Genomic DNA, 19,272 nt, shown 5'->3' with positions numbered 1-19,272 from the left:
TTGCTTTAAATTTTGATTAAACACTCTCACACACACAAATGAGTAAAAATTTATTTCTAGTTCTGGCAATTTTTTGCCAAGCGCTTTTCTGCGCAAAAAACAAGGCAGCATCCTCTGTTTTTGTCGATCCTTCGGTTCCAAAACTGACCCTAGATTCATCGAACCCAAATCCAGAAACTTATCATTTATTCAGCCACGGACGACCTGGCGAATTGTTGGTAGAGCATGAATGGTTGAATGCCGCCCAAATTGCGAAACGATTTAAAAATGAACTCCGGGGCAAATCGGAACTGTACGTTTATGGGTGCAATTTCGCTCAGGGAGAAAAAGGTCTGGCTGCGGTAGCGTATCTGGAAAATGCCTTAAATATTTCCGTTTCTGCATCGACCAACATTACGGGGATTGATGGAGACTGGATCTTAGAAGCAGGTCGCGGGAAACGTTCATTGTCAGTAAAAAATTTCAAAAATAATTTACAGTTAGATACTACTCATTATTTAAATCCAATTGTTGCCGGAGCTTACACTACTTCAACAATATCAGAAGAATATATTTATTTATCTACTCCCTCTGCTGCAAATATTACGGTTCAAATGAGCTACGCGGCGGCAACTACTGCCCCGCGGGTTTCTGTTACCAATATTACGACAGGTGTCGTTACTTACGTTGCCGATGGAAAACTCATTTTTAATAACGGCAATCCAATTCGGCTACAATTTGTAAATCCAAACAATTCGATTATTGCTCCCGGCACAACTCCGATCACAGTGCCTTTAAATACCTCCGGCACAGTTATCCCGGGTACTGCGCAAGGTTTGATATTTAAAGCAAACACGGCCGCTGATAAATTTTATGTGAATTACAGAGCAAGATCAACTCCGCAAGCGGGATCTGTGTTGACGAAAGGCACGGTGGCTTTGGGGAAAGAATTTCGTTGGGGCGGATCACCGGTTGAATTTCCTACAACGATTACAGAAACGGGAAACATGTTGTCGATCCTGGCTACCGAGGACGATACCAAAATCATTATCTCCAACATCAAAACGGGAACTAAATTTGTAAATGGCACGGCAGGCACAACTTTAGTGGGTCCAAATATCACCCGAACGCTAAAAAAAGGAGAATCATTTATTTTATATGCGCCTGTTCAGAACAATGTTTTAAGCATTCAAGACACCGGATGGCTGGGCGCAAAAGTGCTATCTGATAAAAACATCAGCGTTGTAGTAGGCGGTCTAATGCAGCAGGGAAACTCCGCAGACAACAGAGATATTGGTCTAGACCAGTTGGTGCCGAAAGAAAGACTGGGACTGGAACATGTTATCATGCAGGGCAATGGCGGAAGTGCCGAGAAAGTTATTGTAGTAGCTACTGAAGATAACACCGCTGTTTTTGTGAACGGAAACGCAAACCGCGTCGCTACCCTTTTGAAGGCAGGAGATTATTTTTTAATCCCAAGTACTTACTTCATCAATAAAAATATGTTCGTGCGCGTGTCGCAGCCTTCCTATATTTTCCATAAAATCTTCGGAAGCGACAGGATTAATACGAACAGTTTAATGTTCATCCCACCCCTCTCCTGTTTTGGGCAGAAGCAGGTAGATTTGGTCCCCGATGCAAATAAAATTGGCACCACCGCCTACACCGGAACCGAGCTGGTTGTGTTGGCAGCCGCGGGGGTTTCTAACAAACCGGTGGCGACCTTGAACGGAATAGCATTAGCAACAAGCTCACCCAACACAGGAGGAGTTGTTACGGGAAATGCGAACTGGGTTACCTACCGATATCCGATTGCATCTAATGGAAACGTGAAAGTGACCTCCGCCGGAACGATTCAGGCGGAAATTATCGGAGCCAACGGAGACGCCGGATTTGGAGGATATTACTCCGGATTTGGGGAAACGCCTATTTATACGATCACGCTGGACACTACTTATCTATATCCTTGCGTGGGCAAAAGCAGATTGTCTGTACCCGCGGGCTTAGGCACCTATCAATGGTACAGAAATGATGAATCAATCAGTGGCGCTACAATGAATTCGTACACGCTAAATCCTATCAACGATGGTGTAAGTGCAGATTATTATGTGATTATTACATTTTCGGGAGGCTGTACGGTAAGGTCAAACGAACTTTCAAGCGACATTTGCCCCTGCACAAAACCTGGCGCAACCGGAACTCCCGCTTCGTATACCGATTTTGGAATAAGCATCCGCGATAAAAGATCTACCGCCAATTGGCCCAAAGATGTTCCTAATGGATTTATTACAATGGAAGCCAATAACAAAGGTTTCGTGATCACCCGAATTGAAACTCCAGAAACTTCGATCCTCAACCCCGTGCTGGGCATGTTGGTTTATGACACCACCGTTGACTGTCTGAAACTATATAATGGAACTTCGTGGAGCTGCATTAAACAAACCTGTAACGATTAAATGATGAAAAATATAATAATTGCCCTTTGCATTTCGAATCTTGCAGCAGCACAAATAGCCCTTGGCGGCAAAACAACCGTTGATGGCAGCGGAATCCTGGATTTCCCCGCGGGAACTACCAAAGGAATTATTTTACCTTACGTCACCAATAGTAACGCAATGACAAATGTTACGCCCGGAACTTTGGTATTTGATCTTACCTCCTCGAAAGTGAAATATAACGATGGATTCTGGAAAGACCTCACCGATAAACAGGGAAGTTCTCCTATGCTGGAGGCCGGTACAGATCAGCCGAACGCAAAGGTGATATTTGGCAGCCAAACCTCAGCGGCAGACGGAGTTTTAATTTTAGAAGCTGCGGATAAAGCCCTCATTTTACCGCAAATCATTAACCCCGCCAAAAATGTAAAATCACCGGCAGCAGGAATGATGGCCTATGACCCCGATAAAAAAATGATGTGTATTTACAATGGCAAAGAATGGTTTTTTTGGAAGTAAAGCATTAAAGTTTTAAATAAAAGAGCTGTTCCATCCGGTGAAACAGCTCTTTTATTTTGAATTGGTCAGTACTTTTAGTTCTTTTTGCCGGCGGCCTGCATAGGATTTATTTTACCCTGCGCGGCGCCTCGTGCAGCATCCTGATTTTTCATTTTGAATACTTCGAATTTCGAAGTTGGCGCAGGCACATCACCCCAGTAATTGTTGGAAGTATCGATGTCCGCCGTTTCGCGCATAGGATCGAGTTGAACAGATTTCAGTTTTTTTGAAAAATAGTAAGTTTTAGAAACTTTTTTCTCATTTTTTCTCCAGATTTGCGCGGATGATTTGTCGGTCAGTTTGCTGCCGTCTTCAAACGTAAACTCAAGAATAATGGGCATCACCAAACCGCCTTTGTTACTGAAATCGATATGGTAGGCATTGATATTTTTTAAACTGGCTTTTTCGGTGGCAGGAACTTTTTCCAAATTATCATTTTTCAATGTATAATTTTTCGTCTGATCCACTTTTTCCATTCCGCGATCATATCGCCAGTAGAAGTCCTGTGCATCCTTATCAGTATCGACATAAAAAGAGATGTTTTTATCGGCTTTATTTCTGACCTTGGAAATATCCTCGAACTCACTGAGTAATGGCTTGTCAACCGTATAAGTTTGTTCTTTTTCTTTTGGAACAGCGTCCAAATCCGGCGAAGCTACTGTTACTTTATCGATGGAAATATCCACGGCATCAATTCCATAAAACCAACCGCGCCAAAACCAATCGAGGTTTTCGGCACTTGCATCGTTCATCGTGCGGAAAAAATCTGCGGGTTCCGGATGTTTAAAAGCCCATCTTTTCGCGTAGGTTTTAAAGGCTTTGTCGAAAAGTTCTCTGCCCATAATGGTTTCGCGAAGGATGTTCAAGCCCGTGGCAGGCTTAGAGTAAGCATTTGGCCCGAACTGATTGATGTTTTCGGAATTCGTCATGATTGGTTCCAGTTGGTCTTTTGGCAGCTTCATGTAATCCACGATTTCGTACGCAGGACCACGACGGGACGGAAAATTACTGTCCCATTTTTGTTCCGTCAAATATTCAACAAAAGTATTTAAACCTTCGTCCATCCAGGACCATTGTCTTTCATCGGAGTTCACAATCATCGGAAAAAAGTTATGCCCCACCTCGTGAATAATGACGCCGAGCATGCCGTTTTTAATTCCTTCGGAATAGGTGCCGTCTTTTTCGGTCCGCCCATAATTAAAGCAAATCATAGGATATTCCATGCCATTGGCCGCCTCGATTGACTGCGCAACAGGATAAGGATACGGAATGGTAAATTCAGAATACGTTTTGATGGTATGCGCGACGGCTTTCGTCGAAAATTTACGGTATAAATTATAAGCTTCTTTTGGGTAGAGACTCATCGCCATTACCTCATTCTTATTTTCCGGAATGGTGACTTTCATGCCGTCCCAAATAAATTTCCGCGAGGATGTCCAGGCGAAATCTCTGACGTCGTTGGCCTCGAACTTCCAGATTTTTCTTTCTTTTGAATGTGTTTTCTCCGCTTTTTTTGCTTCTTCTAACGTAACAATTTCTATAGGCTCGCTGGAGTTTTGAGCCTGTTTCCAACGTGTGAGTTGTGCTTTGGATAACACCTGATCGTAATTTTTAGCGACTCCCGTTCCGGCGACAATATGGTCTGCGGGAACATTCATTGATACTTTATAGTTGCCGAAAACCAGGGCGAATTCGCCTCTTCCCGTAAACTGGTTATTTTGCCAGCCTTTAAAATCACTGTACACGCACATTCTGGGAAACCACTGCGTAATGGTGTAAAGATCGTTGCCATCTTCCGGAAAATTCTCATAGCCGCCTCTTCCGCCCATGGCGATGCGGTTCGGAATATTGTAGTTCCAGTCGATTTTGAAGGTGATTTTCTCGCCTTTCTTCAACAATTTTGGAAGATCGATGCGCATCATTGTTTTATTGACCACATATTTTAACGGCGTTCCCGACGCATCTGTTACTTTTTCTAAATTAACGCCGTAGCCGTTATCTTTTTGAGGAAGATCACTCGATTTCAAACGGTCGGAACTGACCATTTTCGGCAAGGATGAACTTTCGTCGTAGCCGGCGTTTTTTACGGTAGACTGTTCGTTTTCATCGAGCTGCAGCCATAAATAATCTAAATCGTCGGGCGAATTGTTGTAATACGTAACCGTTTCGGATGCACGAAGATTTCTTTTATCTTCATCCAGATAAGCGGTAATATCGTAATCTGCACGGTTTTGCCAATATCCCTGGCCTGGCGCGCCGGAGGCGGTTCTGTAATAATTTGGCGTGGGCAAAATTGTTCCAAGTTGCTCAAACTTATTCCCATGATTGCTCGCGGGATTATTTTGAATATTTTGTGCTGCAAATCCCAAAGGAAGAGCAAGCAGGAAGACCAAACTTTTGAATTTCATATTCAAAGATTTTGTATATTAAAAATTTAAGTAAAAATAGAGTTTATTTTAGAGAAAAAGACTTTTGTCTCTCGGTTTTTTAGAAAAAAGGCAACCGTTCGAGGCAAAGTTTAAGAGAAATTAGTAAGGTAACAGAAGAAGCAATAACCATCCAGTGCAGCTTTTTTAAACGGAAAAATTTAATAAGCAAAAACTCGATCAGCAAAATAAGTAAGACCACCGCAACCTGCCCGATCTCTAATCCCACGTTAAAACCCAGGAGCGGAAAAAAAATATTCTCTTCGGTCGCGATCGTCAGCCGCGCTGTATTTGCAAAACCCATCCCGTGAATAAGACCGAAAAGCAGCGCGAGATAATAGTTCAATTGCATTAGATTTTGGGGTTTGTTGCGCATGAGAATATTATCTGCAGCCGTAATCAAAATAGTTAAAGGAATTAAAAATTCTACCCAGTCGCCGGAGATTCGGAAAACATCTAAAACGCTCAACGCCAATGTAATTGAATGCCCAATGGTAAAGGCGGTAACCAAGACCAAAATCTTTCGCCAGTCGTAATACGTATATGCCGCTACCAGGACGAGGACGAAAAGTTGGTGATCCAACGCGTCTAGAGATATAATATGTTCCCACCCAAGTTTCAAATAAAAAATAAAATCCTGCATTGTTCCTTAAAATTTTTCAAGCACGATAATACAAATTTTATTTTTAATTTTGACGCATGCAAAAACTTCTGCTCGCTTTTACTCTTTTTCTTTTCAGCCTGTCGCCAGCAAAAAATCTACATCCCTATCATGTTGGTTCTGTTGAATTTAACTACAATGTAAAATCGAAGACCTTTCAGATTACAGGAAAGTTCTTTTTGGATGATTTGGAAAATGCTTTAAAAGAAAAATACGGGAAAGCCGTTCATTTCAACGACATTAGGTACAAGCAGCAAATCAACGATTATTTAAAGAAATATTGCGGAGAATATTTGAAACTGAAAGCGGACAACCAGCAGCTTAAAATCAACTACCTCGGTTTCGAAGAAGACAGCGAATCCGTAAATATCTTTTTGGAATCGGACCCTTCAAATACGCCAAAAAAAGTAGAAACTGCTGTGAGTTTTCTCTACAATTATTTCGATGATCAAATGAATATTATCCACATCATCGTCGATGGGAAGAGGCAGAGCGACAGACTCAATTATCCAAACCGGTACCTGTTTAAAATGTTTTAAAACTGGAATTCACGATTTTGGCATGCGCTAAAAGTTCCGGGAAAAACACGTCGAAATGCTGCTGAAGTTGCGCTTTGTTGTTGAGAAAAACTTCAAAGACCGCTAAGTTTTTATCCAGATATTTTGCTTTGTTCAGGACATTCTGCATGGAATATTTAATGCCCCAATCTTCTTTATAATTGTACAGCCAGTTGTCTTTTTCCATGCCGTTCACCATTCTGATCAGGCGCTCCGGCAGCAGTTGCTCGTGTTTCCGTAAAACCTGATAAACCCTTTCTGCATGTGTTTTTAAATCTCTCTCAGCTAAAGAATTCGCCAAAAAATAATCCATCGAAACGTCTACAAACGCACCGGAATACAATCTTACAAGCGGACTGAAGATCTTTTTAGCTTCGCGCAAAGCCGGATGAGCATCGGTAAATGTATCAATCTCGCGGTGTAAGGTAATGCCTTCCTGGATTTTTGTCGAAAAAGAAAACCGGTCGCGGTTCGGAATAACATCTTCCAAAAACTGACCGACGATCTGCTCGTCGGTAAAAGTGAGGAAGGAATGGGCGAGGTAATTCATTTATTATATTTGGACAGCGCTGTTAGAGCTTTAAGCTCTAACAGCGCTTATCGTTTTAGACTTGATAATTTATCAAAGCATCTTTAAAATTTTCTTTATCATTAAAAAGTGAAATAACCTCTCCACTTTCAACAAAAATGTTTGTTCCTTCTCTTATATCATTCACAGACGAGTATGGATAGCTTAAAAAATCAACTGTTATTTTATGCTTCGCAGGATTGCTGTTAATATACAAAATGGTATTTATAAGGCGTTGTTCAGAAGCAATTTCTTTTCTGCGAAAAGGCAGTTCAAAAAGTTTTCCCGTTCTCGCAAAATGTTTATTAATGGCTTGAGAATAACTGTTAAAAGTATTTGAAAATTGCTGACTGATAATTGCTTCAATTATCAAATCTTTTTTCTCCGGAAAGTTTTCTCTAACTACAGACTCGCTTCTTATTCTAACCAAAATATGAAAATGGTTCGGCAATAAACAATAGCTATAAATTTGCGCAATAGGCTGTACTTTTTCCGAAATAAGTTTTAAAAAATAAAGGTAGTTCTGATGATTGAAAAATAGTTTCCCGCCATTTATCCCTCTGTTATAAATGTGATAGAAATGGTCTGGTTCTAAGGGAAAAATATCTTTTTTCATTACTTAGGATAAGCGCTGTTAGAGCTTGAAGCTCTAACAGCGCTCTTTCGTATTCAAATTTCAAAACAGCCGTTCGTGAAAATCCTCAATTTTGCTCACTTCCTCCACAATAATTCCAAATTTCTTTTTGGAAATCTTATTAAGGTTAGATACAAAAATCTTCTCATAACCCAACTTTTCCGCTTCGGAAATTCGTTGTTCGATTTGTGGAATAGGACGGATTTCGCCGCTCAAACCAATTTCGCCGGCGAAACAAAAATGTTCGGAGATGGCAATATCTTCGTTGGAAGAAAGGATCGACGCGACAACAGCCAGATCCAAAGCCGGATCCCCGGTTTTTATTCCGCCGGTGATATTCAGAAAAACATCCTTTGCACCCAATTGAAAGCCGGCTCTCTTTTCTAAAACCGCCAAAAGCATATTGAGTCTTTTGGAATCGAAACCTGTGCAGCTTCTTTGCGGCGTTCCGTAGACCGCAGAACTTACAAGTGCCTGAATTTCGATGAGCATGGGTCGGTTTCCTTCTAACGTTACGGCCACGGAATTCCCGGAAAGTTCCTCAAATTTTTTCGTAATCAAAATTTCCGATGGATTTTTGATCTCTTTCAAGCCCTGCGAAACCATCTCGTAAATGCCGATTTCCGCTGTGGAACCGAAGCGGTTCTTGCTCGCTCGCAACAGGCGGAACAAATGATTCCGGTCGCCATCAAAATTCAAAACGACATCTACCATATGTTCCAAAACCTTTGGACCGGCGATTTGGCCGTCTTTTGTAATGTGTCCAACTAAAAAAGTCGGTGTATTGGTTTCCTTGGAAAATTTTATGATCTCATTGGACGTTTCGCGGATTTGGGAAACGGTTCCGGGCGAACTTTCGATGAGCTGACTCTGCAACGTTTGAATGGAGTCGATGATCATGAAATCCGGCTTCAATTTCTTCGCTTCGTGCAGAATTTTTTCTACCGAAGTTTCCGTAAACAAAAAGCAGTTCGGATTTTGAACCTCGGTCAGCCGGTCTGCACGCATCTTAATTTGAGACGCGCTTTCCTCGCCCGAAACATAGAGAATGGTTTTCTTCATTTTCAAGGCGAGCTGCAGCAATAACGTGGATTTTCCTATGCCGGGTTCGCCACCGATAAGCGTGACGGAGCCTAAAACAATTCCGCCGCCAAGCACACGGTTCAACTCCTCGGATGGCGTGGTAATGCGCTGCTCTTCATTGGTTTCAACTTCTATAATGTTGATAATGTGCTGCTTCGATTTATCGATATAACTTTTCGCGGGCGATTTCTCTACAATTTCTTCCACCAAAGTATTCCATTCCCCACAATTTTTGCACTGCCCAAGCCACTGTGGATACTGCGATCCGCAATTCTGACAGAAATATGCCGTTTTCACTTTTGCCATGACGCGAATTTCTGAATTTTTTTTCGATAATCGGTCATTTAGGAAAGAAGGCGAACACGAGCAAAATTACGAAGATTGAGGAGCAGATAAATTTTCGTTTTTCCAAAGGTGGGTCGCGCTGTCCGTTTTATCTTTTTCTTTTTTGCAAAAGAAAAAGGATGCCACTCCCATCGCGGCTAGAATAAAAACAGTTTTTTGTTCGAAAAGATGACCACTTTTAAAATCAGGTCTTTCGTAAAATGTTATCCGGGTTTTGAAGGCTGACAAATTTAATTCTGCCAACTTTACAATATACTTTTCGACAGATTCATCGTCACCATTTTTATTATTACCAAACTTTGATTTTTTTAAAAGAAGCCCGGCAAAAATTGCTGAGATGAACATTTTTTTCTGCCATAATTTTTACACGAAAATTCCAGCCCTGATTGCAGCGGCATCCTTTTGCAGAACGCAGTGGCGCAAAAGATATAGCGGAAAGCAGGTTCCCGGCTCCTAATAAATTTTACTCCGCCTTTATTTGCCCTGTCTTTTTAATTCACCTAACTTTGCGCAAACCTAAACTAATGAGTAAAAAGAACACGAAATTCATCTTCGTCACCGGCGGTGTAACTTCCTCTTTAGGCAAAGGAATTGTCTCGGCTTCACTTGGCTTACTGCTAAAATCGAGAGGTTTCAATGTCACCATCCAAAAACTTGATCCGTACATCAATATCGACCCGGGAACGCTAAATCCCTATGAACACGGCGAATGTTACGTAACGGAAGACGGTGCAGAAACCGATTTGGACCTGGGACATTACGAAAGATTTCTGGACTCGAAAACCTCCCAAAATAACAATGTAACGACGGGTAAAATTTACCAGACCGTTATCGAAAAAGAAAGAAAAGGCGAATTTCTCGGAAAAACCGTGCAGGTGATTCCACATATCACCAACGAAATCAAACGCCGCATTAAGATATTGGCAAAACAGAATTACGACATCATCATCACCGAAATCGGCGGAACCGTGGGCGATATCGAATCGCTTCCTTATATAGAAAGTGTGCGACAATTGAAATGGGAATTGGGCGAACATAATTCCACGGTAATTCACCTTACTTTATTGCCATATCTGGCGTCCAGCGGTGAATTAAAAACAAAACCTTCGCAACATTCCGTGCGCCAGTTGATGGAGTCCGGAATTCAGGCGGATGTCCTCGTCTGCAGAACCGAACACAATATTCCGAAAGAACAACGCAACAAATTAGCGCAGTTTTGTAACGTCGCACTCGAAAATGTGATTGAATGTAAAGATCTGGAAACCATTTACGAAGTTCCGCTTTACCTTCAAAAACAGGATTTTGATGATGTGGTTTTAAAGGAACTCAATCTGAAATCCGACAAACAGGCGGATTTAAAAGACTGGAAAACCTTTCTCAAAAAATATAAAAATCCGAAACGAAAAGTTGAAATCGCGCTGGTTGGTAAATATGTCTCCCTGCAGGATTCCTACAAATCGATCGCCGAAGCATTTATCCACGCCGGAGCAGATTTAGAAACAGAAGTGAAAGTCCGGTGGGTTTACAGTGGCGATTTGGAGGAAAGAAATATTGAAGAAACTTTTGCCGGCATCGACGGAATGCTCATCGCACCGGGGTTTGGCGATCGCGGAATTGAAGGCAAAATTGCAGCTGCAAAATATGCGCGCGAAAACAATATTCCACTCCTCGGAATTTGTCTGGGAATGCAGATTATGACGATTGAATTCGCAAGAAATGTTTTGGGTTATAAAAAAGCCAATTCCATGGAATTCGATACATCGACGCCGGAACCGGTGATCTCATTAATGGAAGATCAGAAAAATGTCGTCGATAAGGGTGGCACAATGCGTTTGGGTGCGTGGAAATGTTCGTTGAAGACCGGCTCGGCATTAAACGAAATCTACGGAACAAAAAATATTTCGGAGAGACACCGCCATCGGTATGAATTCAATTCGGAATTCAGAGAAGATTTTGAAAAAAACGGCCTTGTTCCAACCGGTTTCAATCCCGAAACCGATCTTGTAGAAACACTCGAACTAAAAGACCACCCTTTCTATATTGGAGTTCAGTATCATCCGGAATACAAAAGCACGGTGGCCTCCCCGCATCCTTTGTTTAAAGCTTTAATTAAAGCTTCGACGAAAAAATAAAGAGAGGGAGATAAAAGACAAAATGTTTTTTATCTCCTTTGTTTTTAAATGAACTTCCAAAAAATTCTTCATTGCCAAAAATTTCAGTATTTTTGCCACCTAAAATTACGAGGTAATAAATTAGCTTTTCGGACCTTACATTTCAAATAAAAAAAGATGCAGCAAAATAACGGTTTAGATAAAAACCAACTTATAAGTTTCGCCCTGTTTTCAATGATTCTTATCGGAGCCATGTTTTACTTTCAGAACAAGCAGGCCAAGGATCAGCAACTGAAAGACGCTGAAAATAACGGCAAAATTACCCAGACTGCGCCCGCACCCACCACTAAACCTGCTATTGCGACAAATTTGAACGACAGCGTGAAGACCGCTTCCATTCAACAGGTGGAGTTGAAAAACAAAGAACTTACAATAGGAATTTCTACTTTAGGAGGCCAAATTTCGACGGTGCAACTGAATGAATATAAAGCTTATAACAAAAGCAACGATGTAAACGATAAAAAGCTTTTAATTTTCGATAAGAACAATTCGACTTACGGATTTCAGTTTAAAGATAAAACAGGTAAAACTTTTAACACGAAAGATTTGGTTTTCAGCCCTACGCAAGCTGGCAACTCCATCACCATGCAGGCTTCCGTAAACGGTGCTGTTATTCAGTTTATTTATACTTTACTTAACAAATATACTGTTGATTTTAACGTAAAAACACAAGAATTAGGTCAGTTGGTTTCCGATCAGAAAGCCGATTTTATTTGGGATTACAACGTTCGCGGCATGGAAAAAGGACGTTCGCAGGAACAAACCCACACCGAATTTAATTATGCTTTCGAAAATTACAAAAGCTTTGACTACGATGGCAGAACAAGCATGGATGAGCCGGAGGAAACGTTGAACTGGCTGGCCGTAAAACAGCAGTTTTTCTCTGCCGTTATCGAGCCGCAAAGAGGATTTAAAAACTCGCACGGCTCTCAGGATACGGTAGAAGAAGGCGAATTTTTGAAAAAATTCAATTTCAATGGACAAATCGACCTGGTTAATAATGAATTAAACGAAGACTTTAAATGGTATTTCATGCCATTGGATCTGCCATTATTAAAATCTTACGATAAAAACTTCGATGAATTGCTTCCTTTAGGATGGTCGTTCATTGGAACTTTGAACCGTTGGTTTTTCATCCCCATGTATAATTTGATCTCCAGCTGGGGACTGGCTGCAGGATGGGTAATCTTTTTGATGACGATTATCGTGAAAATTATTTTATCGCCGGTAATGTTCAAGCAGCATAAATTGAGTGCGATGATGAAGGTAATTCGCCCGGAAATTGATGCCGTAAACGAAAAATACAAAGGCGCAGATGCCATGAAAAAACAGCAGGAAACCATGGCTGTTTACCGGAAAGCCGGTGTTAACCAGATGGCGGGTTGTTTGCCCGGACTCATTCAGGTGCCGATTTTCTATGCATTATTCCGCTTCTTCCCGAATATGATTGATCTTCGCGGCAAGAGTTTTTGGTTTGCAAAAGATTTAACGGCTTATGATGATGTGATAAAATTACCCTTCCACATTCCGTTTTTACAGGATCACTTAAGTATTTTTGCGATCGCCTGTACAGTTGTGATTTTAATTTATACGATCATGACCGCTGGAAATATGCAGCAACCAACGCAGGAAGGAATGCCGAACATGAAAGTGTTGATGTACATCTTTCCGATTACGTTCTTATTCTTTTTGAACACGTCAGCGTCCGGACTTTCCTGGTACTATTTTGTGTCGAATGCCATTAACATCCTAATAATCCTCGTTATTAAATACTGGATTCTGGATGAGAAAAAAATTCACGCACAAATTCAGGTAAACAAAGAGAAGGGTCCAAAACCCGAAGGAAAATTCCAGAAAAGAATGCGCGAGATGATGGAAAAAGCCCAGGAACAACAAAAAGTTCAGCAAAACCAGCCGCCAAAGAAAAAATAACATCTTATAATAAGGATTAAAAAAAAACGGAAGATAACCTCTTCCGTTTTTTTCTTGAATAAAGATACTCTAAAGGTCGGATAATCCAACTTCCTCCTCAAAACAGGAATAGTCCAGCCGAAAGGATTGCCTGTGGTGAACCGTGGGTCCGTAGGCATTTAAGGCGTCGCGATGATGTTTTGTAGCGTATCCCATATTGGTGTTCCAACCATATTCAGGGAACTCTTCATGAAGTTTAATCATTAACTGATCTCTATAATTTTTCGCGAGAATTGATGCACAGGCGATTGAAAGAATCTTCGTGTCACCTTTTACAATACACTGATGCGGAATAAACTGATACGGGTGAAATCTATTTCCGTCGATTAAAAGCAGTTCTGGTCTTACTTTCAGTTGGTCGAGCGCCAAATGCATGGCGTGGATGCTGGCATTTAAAATATTATGCTCATCGATATGCACGGGCGGGATTTCGGCGATTGCAAATTCAATTACATTATCTTTAATATAATCATCAAGGTAAAGTCTTGTTTTAAATGTTAATTTCTTGGAGTCGTTAACCAAATTTTGGTTAAAATTTTCATCGAGAATTACGGCCGCGGCTACCACGGGCCCGCATAAACAGCCTCGTCCCACTTCGTCACATCCGGCCTCAACGTATTGGCTTGAAACCTTCTTAAGTAAATCCATTTCTCAAAAATATTTTGGCAAGTGATTTTGCGATTAATTTAACACTACAAATTTATTAAGAATTATTTAACAAAATATTTGGTCATATTAAGAAAGTTTTGCACTTTTGTGACAATGAAAAATTTAATTTGATATGAAGAAACTAACAACAAGCGTTTTAGCAGTAGTTTTAACTTCGTCATTTGCTTTGGTAAATGCACAGGTAGACACCGCGAGAACGCAGAATATTGAAGGCGTTGTAGTAACTGCCTTGGGTATTAAAAGAGAGAAAAAATCTCTAACGTATTCTACACAGCAGGTCAGTGCAGAAGATCTAAACAAAGGCACCACCAATACTGGGAACATCGCTTCTCAGTTATCTGGTAAGGTAGCTGGATTGCAGGTGAATACTAATAATAACTTTGGTGGATCTTCCAACTTGGTGATTAGAGGTTACAAATCACTTAAAGGTGGGGGTCCACTAATTGTTATTGATGGTTCGCCTGTGAGTAACAGTTCGCTTTCCGGGTTCTTGGATTATGGAAACTTTCTGTCAGATATCAATCAGCAAGATATCGAGTCTATCAACGTACTGAAGGGTGCTGCTGCCTCTGCACTCTACGGTGAAAGAGGTCTGAACGGTGTTATTGTTATTACAACTAAAACTGGAAAAGGGAGAAATGAAAAGGAATGGGGAGTAACATTATCAACTAGCGCTAACTTTGGCGTTATTGATAAATCCACGTTCCCAACTTATCAGTCATCTTACGGTGGTGGTTATGCACCAGAATTCACATTTGGTGACGAGTACACTAACTATAATGATGATGCATCACTGGGTCCAAAATATGATGGACATCCTATTTTCTTTTGGGATTCCTTTGATCCGAATTCTGTAAATTATGGCAAGAAGAGACCTTATCAGGCTGCTAGCAGCACGCCCGTGGACTTCTTCGAAACTGCATCAAATTACACGAATTCCATATCGATGCAAAAGGCGGGTGATAAGTCCAACTTTTTGTTAAATTATACGAACCAATTGCAAGGTGGAATTCTACCTAATTCCGATTTGAGAAAAAATACTCTCTCTACAAAATTCAATTTTGACTTTACGGATAAATTATCTGCGGACATTTATTCTTCCTTAACATTACAGGATACAAAAGGAAGAAACGAAACTGGATATTCAGATAACATCATGTCCAATTTTAGACAATGGTGGAATGTTGACAGTGACATAAATGCCCTGCGGAGCGCTTATATGAAATCTGGTCAAAATATTAGTTGGAATAGAAACAGTCCGGATGATGCGTCCCCAGCTTACTGGAATAACCCTTATTACCAACGTTATGAGAGTTATAATTCTGATAAGAGAACAAGAACGTTCAGTACTGCAGGTTTAAACTATAAATTCAACAAAAACATTACTGCTGGTGCTAAATTGTCTTATGATGCAATTAATTTGCTTTTAGAGCAAAGAGTTGCTGAGGGAAGTGTTCCACAAAATTTTGGTGCATCTAACCAAGCGGTTACCTCTGGATACTCGAAGCAAAACATCAAAAACAACGAAATAAATTTTGATGTAACAGCTACGTATAACTATGATCTTACCGATAATCTAGAACTATCCGGTTTGGTAGGAGCTAATACTAGACGAAATAGAAACGAAAGTGATTATGTTTCTACTGAGGGTGGGTTAACAGTCCCAGGATTATTCGCAATTGGAAATTCTGCAGCACCTATTTTAGCAGTTGATGAAAATCTTTCTACAATTTCAACCTCTGGTGTTTACGGTACGGCAACTTTAGGATTTATGGATACTTATTTCATTGATGGATCTTATAGAGTTGACAAATCTTCTACCCTTCCAAAAGAAACCAACTCTTACGACTATGGTTCTATCGCAGGATCTGTTGTTCTATCTTCTTTAATTAAGCAAGATTGGTTAAGTTTTTGGAAAATTAGAGGAAATTACGCAGTTGTAGGTGGATCAGCTGGTGCTTATCAACTAAAAAACACGTACTCCAATTTAGGAGGTTATAACGGAACGGTCCTATTTGACACCGCTAATACAAGAGCAAATGCTGAATTAAAACCTGAAAGATCAAAAGAGGTAGAATTAGGTATGGAGATGCAGTTCTTTAAAAGAAGACTTGGATTCGATGTAACTGTATACCAGTCTAAAACAACTAACCAAATTATTAACCTTCCTGTTTCAGTGGCAACTGGGTTTTCAGCGACTGTCTTTAATGCTGGTAGAATTGATAATAAAGGTATTGAGGTGTCATTAAACGCGACTCCTTTTAAATCACAGAATTTTTCTTGGGACATTTCTGCCAATTGGGCTAAAAATGAAAATACTGTGGTTGAGTTAGAAAATGGTGTCGATAATTACCTCCTTGGAAGTTATCAAGGTGGTGTGCAATTAGTTGCGGCTGTTGGCGAAGCTTTTGGAGCATTGTACGGTACTGATTACGTGTACGTTGATGGCCAAAGAGTTGTTACCGCACCTAACGCTGCCGGTCTTGGAGGTGGACTTTGGGCTAAATCCGATAAAAAAGTCATTGGAAATGTTACACCAGACTGGACGGGAGGTGTTAGAAATACTTTTTCTTATAAAGGCATCAGTATGAGTTTCTTAATTGACGTACAGAAAGGTGGTGACACATTCTCGACCGATTTATTATATGGTCAGTCAGGTGGTCTATATGCAAATACTGCAGATATACAATATCGTGATCCATTGAACGTTATATTACCTGGAGTGTATGCAGATGGAAACCCAAATGTAACTCCTTTAGGTGGCATCAGAGCTAACGGCACAAGAGTTAGAACGGCAGGAAATTATTATTCTTATCAGCCAAATGGATATAACAATGCCCCTAATAGCGAATTTGTTTATGATGCAGGTTACGTTAAATTGAGAGAGGCTAGCATATCCTATACATTACCTAAGAGCATTATGACTGGCTCAACGATAAAAGATGTTACCGTATCATTAGTTGGAAGAAACTTATGGATTATTGATAAAAATACGCCATATGTTGACCCTGAAGCTGGTGTCGGTGGCGGACTTAGATCCAGAGGAAACTCAATAGGTATTTTGCCAACTACACGAGATTTTGGATTTAATGTAACAGTAAAATTCTAACATTATAAAATTATAAAATGAAAAAATTATTATATATAGCTGGTTCGATATTTCTTACAGCCAGTGTATTAACCTCATGTGAGAGAGATATCTCGCAACTCAATGTTGACCCCAAACATCCGGAGGTCGTTCCATCAAAAAATTTGGTGGTTACTTCTGAAAGATATTTGGCTGATTATTGGGTCACTCCGAGTGTAAATTTAAATATCTCTAGATTTTTTACACAACAGTGGACTGAAACGCAGTATATCGATGAAACGAATTATAACTTCATCACTAGAAATCAGCCTCAGAATCACTTTAACACTATGTACAGAGATGTACTGGGTCCGTTAAAAACGGCAAGCCAGTTTTTAAGTAGTGAAGCCGAAAGTGCCACCCTTTCTACGGGAGATCAGGCAAAAACAAAAGCTAATAAACAAGCTATAATCGAAATTCTGTCCATCTACGCGTGGGTAAATTTGGTTGATAGTTTTGGTAATGTTCCCTATTCAGAAGCATTACAGAATGAAGCAGGCTCTACCGTTTTGCAGCCAAAATATGATGATGCAGCCACAATCTACAATGATCTCACAGCTAGACTTAACGCAGTTTTACTCACTATTGATCCAACTGTTGATGGTTATGATAACGATGCGTTTTACAACGGCAACATGTCCAACTGGATTAAGGTTGTCAATTCTTTGAAATTACGAATGGGACTTAATCTCAGTGATGTAGATCCTGCTAAAGCTAAAACATTAGTAGAAAGCGCAGTAGCCGCCGGAGTCATTACTGATCCTGCCGACGATTTCGCATTCCCTTATGTTGATGGACTGGTTTCTAACCCTATTTTCCAAAATCTAGTACAAAGTGGAAGAAATGATTTTATTCCATCTGATGTTTATCTTAACGCGATGAAAGCAAAGTCCGACCCGCGGATTCCCAAATATTTCACTCCTCTAGCAGATGGTACATTTGTAGGAGGACCTTATGGAAACTTGGCGTCTTATGCCAACTTTTCACATGTCACTGATACCATTAAAGAACCTGATTATCCTGGATACCTATTGGAATCAGTTGAAGTTAAATTCATGTTAGCGGAAGCTGCTGCAAAAGGATTTACGGTTGGTGATAGTGCTGAAAATTTGTATAACGAAGCAGTTAATGCTTCAATGAATCAGTGGGGTGTAGATCCAGCTGATGCTGCAGTTTACTTAGCCGCAAATCCTTACAACGCAGCAAACTGGAAACAGTCGATTGGAAATCAAGCTTGGTTTGCAATGAATAACAAAGGTTTGCAAGCATGGTATTTCTTTAGAAGATTAGACTATCCACAGTTAACAGCTCCTGCAGGTGCAACTGGATTAGTTTATAGAATCACATATTCTAATAATGAGTACAGTACAAATGGTACTAACGTTACTGCTGCCGCCACTGCAATAGGAGGCGACAAATACACAACGAAAGTATTCTGGGATAAATTCTAAAAACAGAATGAATCAATATTGACCACTCTTCGGAGTGGTTTTTTTAACTATAACATCTCAATAAAATTCTTGCTATGAAAAATCAATTAAAATTACTCAGCGTTATTGTTGTTGCTATCTTGATGACGTCTTGCGTGTCTTCTAAACTTTCTCCAGACGAAGTGAAAGCAAAAGTCTATAGTAATAATTTTTCATTTGTTGCTAAGGAGTACGATAATAACACCAGCTATTCTGCTCCACTCGGAACAGGTAGAATAGCTTCAACTAACATTCCGCAAGTGCCAGATGAGGCGATAGGTATTCAGGTTACTCATGATAAATTAGTAATTAATCTTCCTTCCAATGATAATGAAACCAAAACAAACAACTATTCTTTAAACAAAGTTTCTGAAGATTTTACTGTGGCACGAAAAGAATTGAGCAATGGTAACATCTTAGTTAATTTTTTCCTAAACGATCACAAAGACATTAAAGTGGTCAAGATGGAAATTGGTAAGGATGGTAAAATTGACTGTTCGGTAGAGGGATCAAATTTACAACCTCTTTATTATGTTGGATATTTGCAACGTTAATCAAAAGATTCATTCATATTCTACAACCACTCTCCGGAGTGGTTTTTTTATTTCCGTATATTTGT

General features: G+C 40.2%; 14 protein-coding genes. 8 read left to right on the top strand and 6 right to left on the bottom strand.

Annotated elements, in window-relative coordinates; translation table 11 throughout:
* Window positions 1-38 precede the first annotated feature (38 nt).
* Window positions 39-2,435 (top strand): DUF4347 domain-containing protein, encoded by a 2,397-nt coding sequence (locus tag L0B70_RS07100; protein ID WP_235141134.1) that lies wholly within the window; start codon window positions 39-41, stop codon window positions 2,433-2,435.
* Window positions 2,436-2,933, top strand: a complete 498-nt coding sequence (locus L0B70_RS07095) for a hypothetical protein (RefSeq protein ID WP_235141133.1) — start codon at window positions 2,436-2,438, stop codon at window positions 2,931-2,933.
* A gap of 74 nt (window positions 2,934-3,007) precedes the next feature.
* Here L0B70_RS07095 and L0B70_RS07090 read toward each other — a convergent pair whose 3' ends face one another.
* Both L0B70_RS07090 and L0B70_RS07085 read right to left on the bottom strand, forming a co-directional pair.
* Window positions 3,008-5,380, bottom strand: a complete 2,373-nt coding sequence (locus tag L0B70_RS07090; protein ID WP_235141132.1) for a M1 family metallopeptidase — start codon at window positions 5,378-5,380, stop codon at window positions 3,008-3,010.
* Between the two features lie 79 nt (window positions 5,381-5,459).
* Window positions 5,460-6,041 (bottom strand): HupE/UreJ family protein, encoded by a 582-nt coding sequence (locus L0B70_RS07085; protein ID WP_235141131.1) that lies wholly within the window; start codon window positions 6,039-6,041, stop codon window positions 5,460-5,462.
* 56 nt (window positions 6,042-6,097) lie between these two features.
* Between L0B70_RS07085 and L0B70_RS07080 the strand changes: the two genes are divergently transcribed.
* A complete protein-coding gene (locus tag L0B70_RS07080; protein ID WP_235141130.1) occupies window positions 6,098-6,598 on the top strand; it encodes a DUF6702 family protein in 501 nt (166 codons plus the stop codon).
* On the opposite strand, the gene L0B70_RS07075 is transcribed toward L0B70_RS07080, so the two are convergent.
* From L0B70_RS07075 to radA, 3 genes are read right to left on the bottom strand one after another with little or no spacing between them, the layout of a single operon-like run.
* Window positions 6,585-7,166, bottom strand: a complete 582-nt coding sequence (locus L0B70_RS07075) for an ACP phosphodiesterase (protein WP_235141129.1) — start codon at window positions 7,164-7,166, stop codon at window positions 6,585-6,587. The genes L0B70_RS07080 and L0B70_RS07075 overlap by 14 nt on opposite strands.
* Before the next feature lie 55 nt (window positions 7,167-7,221).
* Complete coding sequence (locus L0B70_RS07070) at window positions 7,222-7,800, bottom strand: transposase (RefSeq protein WP_235141128.1); 579 nt, start codon at window positions 7,798-7,800, stop codon at window positions 7,222-7,224.
* 60 nt (window positions 7,801-7,860) lie between these two features.
* Complete coding sequence (gene radA, locus L0B70_RS07065; protein ID WP_235141127.1) at window positions 7,861-9,207, bottom strand: DNA repair protein RadA; 1,347 nt, start codon at window positions 9,205-9,207, stop codon at window positions 7,861-7,863.
* A gap of 563 nt (window positions 9,208-9,770) precedes the next feature.
* On the opposite strand from radA, the gene L0B70_RS07060 reads away from it, so the two are divergent.
* Together L0B70_RS07060 and yidC are read left to right on the top strand one after the other, a co-directional pair.
* Window positions 9,771-11,378: a CTP synthase gene (locus L0B70_RS07060; protein WP_235141126.1), complete on the top strand. Its 1,608-nt coding sequence runs from the start codon at window positions 9,771-9,773 to the stop codon at window positions 11,376-11,378.
* A gap of 156 nt (window positions 11,379-11,534) precedes the next feature.
* Complete coding sequence (gene yidC, locus L0B70_RS07055; protein ID WP_235141125.1) at window positions 11,535-13,349, top strand: membrane protein insertase YidC; 1,815 nt, start codon at window positions 11,535-11,537, stop codon at window positions 13,347-13,349.
* Between the two features lie 69 nt (window positions 13,350-13,418).
* Here yidC and L0B70_RS07050 read toward each other — a convergent pair whose 3' ends face one another.
* Complete coding sequence (locus L0B70_RS07050; protein ID WP_235141124.1) at window positions 13,419-14,036, bottom strand: ribonuclease HII; 618 nt, start codon at window positions 14,034-14,036, stop codon at window positions 13,419-13,421.
* Window positions 14,037-14,169: 133 nt separating this feature from the next.
* Here L0B70_RS07050 and L0B70_RS07045 point away from each other — a divergent pair, with 133 nt between their 5' ends.
* The 3 genes from L0B70_RS07045 to L0B70_RS07035 all read left to right on the top strand — a co-directional run bounded on the left by L0B70_RS07045 (window position 14,170) and on the right by L0B70_RS07035 (window position 19,207).
* Window positions 14,170-17,166, top strand: a complete 2,997-nt coding sequence (locus tag L0B70_RS07045) for a SusC/RagA family TonB-linked outer membrane protein (protein ID WP_235141123.1) — start codon at window positions 14,170-14,172, stop codon at window positions 17,164-17,166.
* A gap of 17 nt (window positions 17,167-17,183) precedes the next feature.
* On the top strand, window positions 17,184-18,635 hold the full coding sequence (locus L0B70_RS07040) for a SusD/RagB family nutrient-binding outer membrane lipoprotein (RefSeq protein WP_235141122.1): 1,452 nt from the start codon (window positions 17,184-17,186) through the stop codon (window positions 18,633-18,635).
* A gap of 74 nt (window positions 18,636-18,709) precedes the next feature.
* Window positions 18,710-19,207 carry a DUF4251 domain-containing protein gene (locus L0B70_RS07035; RefSeq protein WP_235141121.1) on the top strand — a complete coding sequence of 166 codons (498 nt, stop codon included), beginning with the start codon at window positions 18,710-18,712 and terminating at the stop codon, window positions 19,205-19,207.
* Window positions 19,208-19,272: the final 65 nt, after the last annotated feature.

It is taken from the genome of Kaistella sp. 97-N-M2, assembly GCF_021513235.1.
Lineage (GTDB): Bacteria > Bacteroidota > Bacteroidia > Flavobacteriales > Weeksellaceae > Kaistella.
This window is presented reverse-complemented; position numbering and strand designations above follow the sequence as displayed.